Origin of the sequence: Myxococcus sp. CA033 (genome assembly GCF_013336625.1) — a bacterium.
In the GTDB taxonomy this organism is placed as follows: Bacteria; Myxococcota; Myxococcia; order Myxococcales; family Myxococcaceae; genus Myxococcus; species Myxococcus llanfairpwllgwyngyllgogerychwyrndrobwllllantysiliogogogochensis.
The window spans coordinates 1-8,673 of the sequence record NZ_JABUMU010000045.1 but is presented as its reverse complement, the minus strand read 5'-3'; the positions used below and the strand labels follow the sequence as shown (position 1 = coordinate 8,673).

Below are 8,673 nucleotides of genomic sequence, written 5' to 3'. Positions count from 1 at the left end.
ACTTCCTGCTACCTTGCTGCCGCCTTCTACTTCTTTCCGGCGTCAGCGGGGCGCCTCTTCTATTTCATCTTCGCGCTCCCTGTCAACCACCCAGTTTCGCTTTTCTTCTCTGCTGCTTCCCGAAGTCTCCAGCGCCGCCCAGTGGCTTCCGCTGCTTCTTTCGGGAGGGCGCGGCTTTTATCTCTTCGCCGCATCCCGTGTCAACCGTTGCTTCGTTGACTCCCTCGCCGCTTCCGCCCTGCTGCTGCCCGGGCTTCTTCGTCGGGGCGCGGCTTCTACCACCGCCGCATCTTCTGTCAACTCGCTTCGTTGACCGCTGTATTCCGTGCTGTCGGTACATCCTCACCACGGAGTGATCCGCGCCAGTGCGCGGGCTTCGTTGCGAGGGGGGCGGCTTGTACCATCGGGATTCGGCGAACACCAGCGTTCTGATCGCAGGGCGTCGGATTTTTTCGGCCTGCGTCAGTGACCTCTCGGATCTGGCTCCAGCGCACGTGCGCATCGGCCATCAACGAAGGGCCGCTCCCCATCACCCACCCGAGCGGTGGCCCATCGACGACCGCCACTGCGGGCGCCGAAGGCATCCTGTGAACAGCACATCCTCCTGAAGCGCCCGGCAGGCCACTCGCTGGGCGGCCCATGGACAGGGCGAGTCCGCGTCCCCTCGTCCCAGGTTCTTTCACCGGGACGCCAGGCGCCTTCCGCGGTTGGCCGCGCTGGAGAGATTCTCGTGCTCGATCAATCGGAGCGGCAGGCCTGGGCGGTCTGAAGCCCACCCTACCGAGGAGTTGTGCGAGTGCGCCCAGCTGAGGTGGCTCGGTTTCTTCCTGCCTGAGGGTGTCGCCCTTCACGTGCGACGGGAGCACTGCGGCCCTGTTCGCCCACTCGACGTCTATTCGCACCGTAGGGCCTACGAATCGCCCATTCGACGGCGGCGGACTTGCTGCGCGCTGCGGGAAAGGTTGCCAGGGAGGCCCTCCGCAAGAAGAACGTGCATGAGTTCCTTCAACGCCCTGACGAGTCTCCGAGGAGGCCGCACTCGCCCGGGAGCTACGAACCTGGTCCGACGTTCATGGACGGGGATTCACCAACGAAACGAGCCCTCAGGCAGTTTCCTGGCACGGACGGCTTCCCCTTACGGTTCGCCGCCAAGCGCTTCGCCATGGGCGCGAGATGAGGCCCGCAGTTGAGAGCAGCGCCGGAGCTCGCGTGACGCTCTACGCAGGAGCGGGTGGCTCGACACCGACACGCTGAGCGCCACGCCATCTCGGTCCAGGGGTGATCCCTGAGACCATTCTCCGGGCATGCGGCCAGTGACCTCTCCGGCTTGCACTCGGGCTTCGGCGAGCCCGCGCGTGGTGACCAAGCGACGCCACAGCCCGCTCTGCGCGACCCGGTACGAACAACTGCCCCGGATAGAACACAACGAGTACTCGCACATGGCCAATCCAGGGCGCCCACTCCTGAACGAGGCCTTCGCCATCGTGAAAGAGGATGCCCCCACGACTCAGATCACTCGAAGGGTGGGGGTCCTGACGAAAGAGGATGCCTGTCGCTCTGATGCTCCATCCCCGGAGTCCCCCGAGTCTCTCGGGGAGGCGACGTACCTGTCACGGGCGACAGGGTCTTCTGCCTCCCCTTCTCGGGGGACGACTCCTTCGAGCTCCGCCAAGAACCCGCTGTCCTCTTGGAAGACCGTGTGGCTTCGCGGCGGCATCCCTCGTGCTGCTGATGCTCTTCGTCAGGGCGACTACATCGCCACGCCGACGAGGGCGCTTGTTCGCGGAGCCCAAGTCGCGAAAGGCGCCTGTCCCCTCACGCGAGCCTGCGCCAGCGCGACCGGGCGGCGAACGAAGAGGTTACGAGCGTCTTCACCCGGGCAAGCCGAAGCAGCTCGGGCCAGATTGAACAACACGAGTTCGGACGCGGCACAAGTAGCTTCGAGAACAAGTGCCCACCTCTCCAGCGCCCACGCAGGGCGCTGGCTGGTGGCCTGACGATTGGAGCACGGGTCGTGGTGCCACAGGGGTTCCCGCGGCCACGCCGGTCCATCCATCAAGCACTCGTGGTTGCATTCCAGTGGGTCGGAGAACCGCAGGCAACCACCTCTTTCCATCAGAATGCGGAGGACAACGGGGACCGCCTGCTCGGGACAGCAGTCCTCGGTCGACGGGGCTTCGAGACCCTGTTGCCAATTGTGACGGCTCCGAAGACTGACCGGCGACACTCTTCCCTCCCTCAACCTGCATCCCGCCCATGGGAATGGTGCTGCATGCCACCGTATCGCTCCTGACCCAGGCCTCTCTCACAAGCCACAGCTCGGGTCGGTCAACAGAGTTGCTGGTGGTCTCTGCATGAGACATGGAGACCTCGCAAGGGACGACCTCAACTTCGGGAACTCGATCGGCATCCCTGTACGCGACGACCATCGGCGCGCTCCGGACGCCAACCTCATCCATCTCTGCCGGATTCTTTTTGAGAGAGGCCCTCGTCGCCTCGTGCGACGGGGGCTTTTCGCTCTTGATGCGTCTAGAGTTTCCGACGCCACGCGGGGCCCCAGTGCCCGCTTCGGCCGCCAGGGCGTCTCCGCAGGCTTGCGGCCCGAGGCCGCCCTCGAGGCCTGAGGGCCCGCAGCGGCTTCAGGGCACTTGCAGCACCACCTTGCCCACGTCGCGCGCGACTCCAGCCGCTGGTCGCGTGCGCGGCTTCCTCCAACCCCACCACCAGCCCCAGCTTCACGTGCAGCTGCCCTCCCGCCAGTGCGCGGCCTCGCGTGCCCGTCGCTGCAGCGCCGCCGGGTGCGGCGTGCGCAGCCAGTACGCGCTGACTTCCAACGACTTCGCGTCCAGCGTCTCCACCTCCACCGTGCTGCGGTGGCATTTGCCACGCCTCGAGTGTGCGAGCCGGCCCCAGGGTCCTCTCCAGCGGCGACTGGGGCTGCTCGATCGCAAAAGTTCGACCGTCGTCTCCGACTATCCGCCGAGGATGTTTCAGGGCAGTCTGAGAGTCCCCCGCTTCCGTGGCTCTCCCGCACTTCGTGTGGTTCCCCTCTGGGGAGTAGGCAGACGCGGCAAGCTGCCAGCGGGGCGAATACACCCTGGGAATGGAAACGCTGTACCCACTTCCTGGGTGTCGGGTGGACCGGGTGGCCCACGGTAGCGCGGCGGGTGTCGTCCTCGGGGTGCGCATGGAGGGCACGGGAGCACGATGTCCCTCCTGCCAGACGCCCAGTACCGCAGTGCATGGTAGCTACGTCCGTCGCCCGGCGGACCTGCCCGCCACAGGGCGCGTCGTGCAACTCGAGCTGCGTGTGCGGCGCTTCTGCTGCCGAAACCCGGAATGCTCCCGCCGCACGTTCTCGGAGCGGCCGGTGCGCCTGGTGGCCGCTCAGGCTCGGCGGACGCGTCGGCTGGCCACCGCGCAGTGCGCCGTTGCAATCACAGCCGGAGCAGAGGCTGGGGCCAGGCTGCTCAAGCCCCTGGCCATGCCCACCAGTCCCGATACCCTCCTGCGGCTGATTCGCCGCGCTCCGCTGCCTGCTCCCAGCCCCGCTCGCGTCCTCGGCCTCGACGACTGGGCGCTGCGCAAGGGACGAACCTACGGCTCCATCCTTGTCGACCTGGAAGAGCACTGCGTGCGGGACGTGTTGCCAGACCGCTCGACTCCCACGGTGAGCGCATGGCTGAGCCAGCACCCCGGCGTGGAAGTCATCGCCAGAGACCGGTCGACCGAGTACGCACGAGCGGCGGTGCTGGGCGCTCCAGAGGCCCAGCAGGTGGCGGACCGCTGGCACTTACTGCTGAATGGACGGCAAATGATGGAACGCTGGATGACCAGCGCTCACCCCCGCCTTCGAGCGCTACCAGCCGTTTCGAGCGGAGACACTCCTCCCGCGCGTCGTCACACCAGCTTCTCGCGAACTCACGCCGAAGCTCACGCCCGAGCGGAGAGCCGCTCCCGGCATGTCGCTGCATACGAAGCCGTACAGCGCCGTCACCTGGCGGGAGAGCCCCTGCTGAGAATCAGTCACACACTGGGACTTGCGCGAGGGACGGTGCGCAAATACGCCGCCGCCGAAGTCTTCCCTGAGCGCGCGGCGCGCGTGCCCAGACCGAGCATCCTCGACCCTTATCTGGAGTACCTGACGCGGCGACAAGCCGCGGGGTGTGAGAACGCCTGCGAACTCTGGCGGGAGATTCGCGCCCAAGGCTTTCGTGGCACCTCGCGGCAGGTCCACCGTTGGCTCCAAGTGCGACGGACCGTTCGGCCTCGCGCAGGGGCGCGCGGATACCCCGGCGGCAACTGGTGGTCGAAGGGCACGAGCCCTGACGCACTTCCCTCGCCGAAGCAATTGGCATGGTTGTGCGTGAAGAGGCCCTCGGAGTTGACCTCCGCGGAGACCGCGACGTTGGCGCGCATTGAGCAGGACGAGGAAGCGTCGCGTGTCGTCGCATTGACCCGGCGGTTCTGCGAACTCGTGCGCTCGCGGGGCGTTTCACAGCGAGCAAGGCCAACGAGGTCCTGCAGGCCCTTCGAAGCGTGGTTGGGCGAGGCTCGTGCGTGCGGAGTACGCGCGGTGGAAACCTTTGCGGAGGGCCTCGAACAGGACGGCGATGCCGTCCGGGCTGCCCTGACCTCTCCCTGGAGCAACGCCCAGGCCGAGGGTCAAATCACGAAGCTCAAGCTCCTCAAGCGTTAGATGTATGGCCGCGCCAACTTCGACCTATTGCGTCGTCGAGTGCTGCTCACCGTCTGAACCAAGGGTCCACACGAAGTGCGGGAGAGCCACCGAAGCGGGTGACGCTCAGTCCCATGAAACGGTCGCCGTGGTGCGCGCGGGCAGTGGAAGTGCCCGGCGCGCATCGCAAGCTCGGCGGCACGAACAAGCACGTAGAACGCAAGGGACTCTTTCGCTTCACAGAGTCAAAGAGGGCAACCGCACGTATTCCACTGCAAGAATGCCTATATTCAACGCGGCGGCCCCTTCCACAGCAGAACGTGGACACGTCGACGCGCAAGCTCGATGTGAAGGCCGTACCACGCTTGAGTCTCGGATGGCGATAACCTGAGACTGGTCAGCCGCATTGTGCCCCCCCTTACTTGCCCTGCTCTTGACGTCGACGTGACACGGCCACACCTGGCCACCGCCAGGGAACTCCTCAAGCCGAAACATAGTCACTCCAAAAACATGAATACACGGCTATGAATTTGCCCCGGGCGAAGCGCACTGCTTTGTGCGCGCGTCATCCGTCCCTCGGGCGCTCAATTGGAGCCTCACGGCACGAATCCCTCGGAACCGCGCTGTGTACTTCGGACATGGAGGCACGATCGTCCGAGGACAGCCCCGCTAAGAATCTATCGAGACGAGAGGCTCGCATGTCGGCGGGCGCAACCAACGTTACGGTCGACCAGGATGTCATGGTGGACGGGCGGACCTGCTGTGGCTGCGAGGCGTCCTCTCGCGTCTTCACTGCAACGGGGACTGGTAGCTCACAGGCCGAATGAAGGCGGAGACTTCTGTCACGGCCGTCGTGTCTCACCCCAGAGACTGAGCGAGGCGCAAATCACCTGGGAGACCTCACCGAGTGGTCCGACAACGGGTCCATGGGCGTGGTGTGACGGACCGGGGTATTGGCGCGCAGGAGGGTCTTCACCGAAGTTGTGCTGTGCGCAGCGCGGGCGGCCAAGCGGAGCGCGAATCGGGGCAGCGCGCGGATCCTGGCACTGGAAAGACGGTTGGAAAGGCGAGGCTGGCGAGAGGGCTGCGAGTCTGCCCAGCCAGTCCTCCCATGCCCATGCATCCTCATGAGTCACGAGCACCGCCACGGCGGCGCTCCCTGGGGCCCGAGGGTGAGCTACCGGGGGGCGAGACATGACTCTGGCTGAGAGCGTTGGTGCGGCTGCACCCCGTATAGCGAAGAGTGCGAGCCAAGTATCCCGGCAATTGGGCATGGGGCCGAATAGGGTGAGGGCGCATCGCGGGCTCTCGTGGCGGTCCGGCGTACTGGTGCCCCGCTGACGAGGGACCTGAGCACGAAGCGCTCAAGGCGGTGGTGCAGGCGCACCTGCCGTCGAAGGTGTCACCGAGGCAGCCATCCTCACCGGTGTCCTGGACAGGGTCGAGTGGAGGCGCTGCTCGTCCAAGGCCTGTGGCTTCAGCACCCACCGCGGGCTTGACTGGAGGTAGGCGGCTTCGAGGCGAGCGCCTCGGCCATGAAGCGCATGGGTGCAGAAGGCTCGGGGCGCACGCGTACGGAGCGAGGACATGGCCGTCCCCGGCCAGGAGAGGTGGCGCAGGCGGATTTCGATGATGTCGGCAAGCTGATGAATTGATTCCCATGCGCGAGAAGCTGCGCCTGGCCGGCGTCCCTCAATCCCCGCAACTGCGCACCCAGCGGGCTGTGGACGACCCCCTCCCCCACTCCGATTTCCTCTCCGAGTTGCCGAGCGACACGGTGGATTGTCTCGACTCCGAGCAACTGTCCCAGCACGTGCGTCACACCTCCTGCGAGGATGCCAACTTCAACCCCTCTGGAGCCATGCATGTGTGGCGTCCTGGAGCGCCAAGACAAAGTGCTCATCGTCGGCCACCACCACTGAGAAAGTCCCACCTGACACAGGACCTCGGCCACGGTGAGTGCCGCGCCGGCTACAGTACCCTCCACCTCGGCACCGACAAGTTGCTCATGCGTTGGGGCGCACGGGTCTCATGGGCAGCTACGAGAAGCGCCCGCTTGCGCTTCACCTCGCCAGACTTGCCCATCATCGATGACCGCGTCCTTCGCGGACTGTCCCAGGATGAGCCGGTGGACCTCTACGAGGGCATCCGCCAGTGGTACGCGCGCAAGAGCAGGGTCACATCACCTCCAACCGAGAGATTGGAGAGCGACCTCGGCGTCTCAGGGACCCGCTGATGGCCGGTTCCGCCATGGACCGACCGCCCCGCTCCACCACATCACGGTCCTCGTCATGGGAAGACGACAGCTACCGCCCCCCTGTCCGGCGCCAGAAGCCCACTGCCGCGACAGGGAGGACCCGCTTTGGGCCACTCACCTCGTCAACACTACGAGCTCGAACAACGGCCCCCTGATGAACACACCTGGGGGCTCCGCTTGGCCACCCGTCGAGCACTCCAAGACCCAGGTCCTCCGCCAGGAATGCCCTTCCATTGAGCCTTCGGCTCACCTGCGAGCAAAGCGGGGGCGCGCCACGGCCCCGAGCTTGAGCGCGAAGACACCGAGCACAGTCGCGGCCTGTCCTATCAGGAGCACGATGCCCACAAGCGTCATGCTGGAACCGTGAGCGACCAGGAGCCCCACGCTCCCCATCACCCACAAGCCATCCACCGTGAGATGCACCAGCGCGGCCAGGGTGGGAACAGACGGTTGGCCGGAGACCCAGGCATTGAAACCAGCCCACGGCACGAGAAACAACCCCACGCCGAACAGGAAGGCAGGTGGCAACGACCAGCCTGCGAGCGTGGTGAGGGGCGTCGCCACAACCAGGAGGGCACTCCCCATGGTGATGGCGGCAATGGCATCGAAGCGATAGACGAGGCGGTCTGTCATGAGGAAGCTTTCCGGTGACGAGAGAGCCTGAAGATTCGATTTTGCCCAGCCGCCTCGCAATGACCTCGGAGGGAAGTGCGCCGGCGGGCATGAATCGACTAGAGCCACGAAAGGGGCCTTTTGATGCGCGATATCGACGACGTGCCGGCGAGGGGCCACCGGAAGAACGGCCCGGGAACCACCAGCGAACTGGGTACGCTGCTGAAAGACTGGCGTGCGTTGCGAGGCAAAAGCCAGCTTGGGCTGGCGCTCGACGCCGAGGTCTCTCCTCGACACCTGGCATTCATCGAGTCAGGCCGGACGACCCCTAGCCAGTACATGGTCATGCGACTGGCTGGAGCATTGATGCTTGGCTTGCGAGAGCGCAACGCCCTGCTTGTCGCGGCGGGCTTCGCGCCTGAGTTTGGCGAGAGTGATTGGAACAGTGAGGAGATGAAGGAGATCCGCCAGGCCGCGGCGATGATTCTCAGAACGCACGACCCCTATCCCGCCCTCGTGCTCGATGCGGCATCGACGGTGCTCGACGCCAACACCGGCGCACTCACGCTGATGGGCCAGGGACGAGACGCGCTCGGGAGAATCAACCTGATGGACCTGGTCTTTTCCCCAGGTCGCGTGCGAGCGGCGATTGGGAACTGGCCCGAGGTCGCGGGCTTCCTGCTCAGTCGGCTCAGGGAGAATGCACGGCTGCGCGGTCCCCGCTCAGAGGTCGCACGCGTATTGGAGAGAGTACTCACCTGCCCGGAAGCCCGTGCGCTACCAGCAACAATGCCTGGCGGTGCTGGATCCGTCCTGGTTCCGCTGACCTTCGAGGTCGACGGAGTCACCACCCAGTGGTTCACAACGGTCACGACCTTTGGCGCCCCCCTCCATGCGTTGGCGGAGGAGATCACCATCGAGCAGTTCTACCCACGCTGAGGCAAAAAGCCTGATCGATGGCAGGGGTCGACAGCGAATCGCGCTGTCTCGTCAACGAGAGAGTCGCTGGCGGCCTTCGGGCACCTGGTGGCGTACGGGAGCGCGAGCGGGCCCCCGGCGGCGGTGGAGGTGGAGACGCTGTACGCGAAGTCGCTGAAAGTCAGCGCGTACTGGCTGCGCACACCGC

At 65.6% G+C, this 8,673-nt stretch carries 5 protein-coding genes; 3 read left to right on the top strand and 2 right to left on the bottom strand.

Annotation, left to right across the window (positions count from 1 at the left end):
• A partial coding sequence (locus HUA78_RS46085; RefSeq protein WP_217442875.1) for a hypothetical protein occupies positions 1-313 on the top strand: 313 nt, incomplete at its 5' end.
• 2,422 nt (positions 314-2,735) lie between these two features.
• On the opposite strand, the gene HUA78_RS47400 is transcribed toward HUA78_RS46085, so the two are convergent.
• Positions 2,736-2,864, bottom strand: coding sequence for a hypothetical protein (locus HUA78_RS47400; RefSeq protein WP_256434385.1), 129 nt, complete (start codon positions 2,862-2,864; stop codon positions 2,736-2,738).
• A 239-nt stretch (positions 2,865-3,103) separates the two neighbouring features.
• On the opposite strand from HUA78_RS47400, the gene HUA78_RS45360 reads away from it, so the two are divergent.
• A complete protein-coding gene (locus HUA78_RS45360; RefSeq protein ID WP_174479088.1) occupies positions 3,104-4,699 on the top strand; it encodes an ISL3 family transposase in 1,596 nt (531 codons plus the stop codon).
• Positions 4,700-7,181: 2,482 nt separating this feature from the next.
• On the opposite strand, the gene HUA78_RS45350 is transcribed toward HUA78_RS45360, so the two are convergent.
• Positions 7,182-7,568 carry a hypothetical protein gene (locus HUA78_RS45350; protein ID WP_174459488.1) on the bottom strand — a complete coding sequence of 129 codons (387 nt, stop codon included), beginning with the start codon at positions 7,566-7,568 and terminating at the stop codon, positions 7,182-7,184.
• 123 nt (positions 7,569-7,691) lie between these two features.
• Between HUA78_RS45350 and HUA78_RS45345 the strand changes: the two genes are divergently transcribed.
• The gene (locus tag HUA78_RS45345; protein ID WP_174464415.1) at positions 7,692-8,486 is read left to right on the top strand and encodes a helix-turn-helix domain-containing protein; all 795 of its coding nucleotides are present in this window, start codon (positions 7,692-7,694) and stop codon (positions 8,484-8,486) included.
• Positions 8,487-8,673 lie beyond the last annotated feature (187 nt).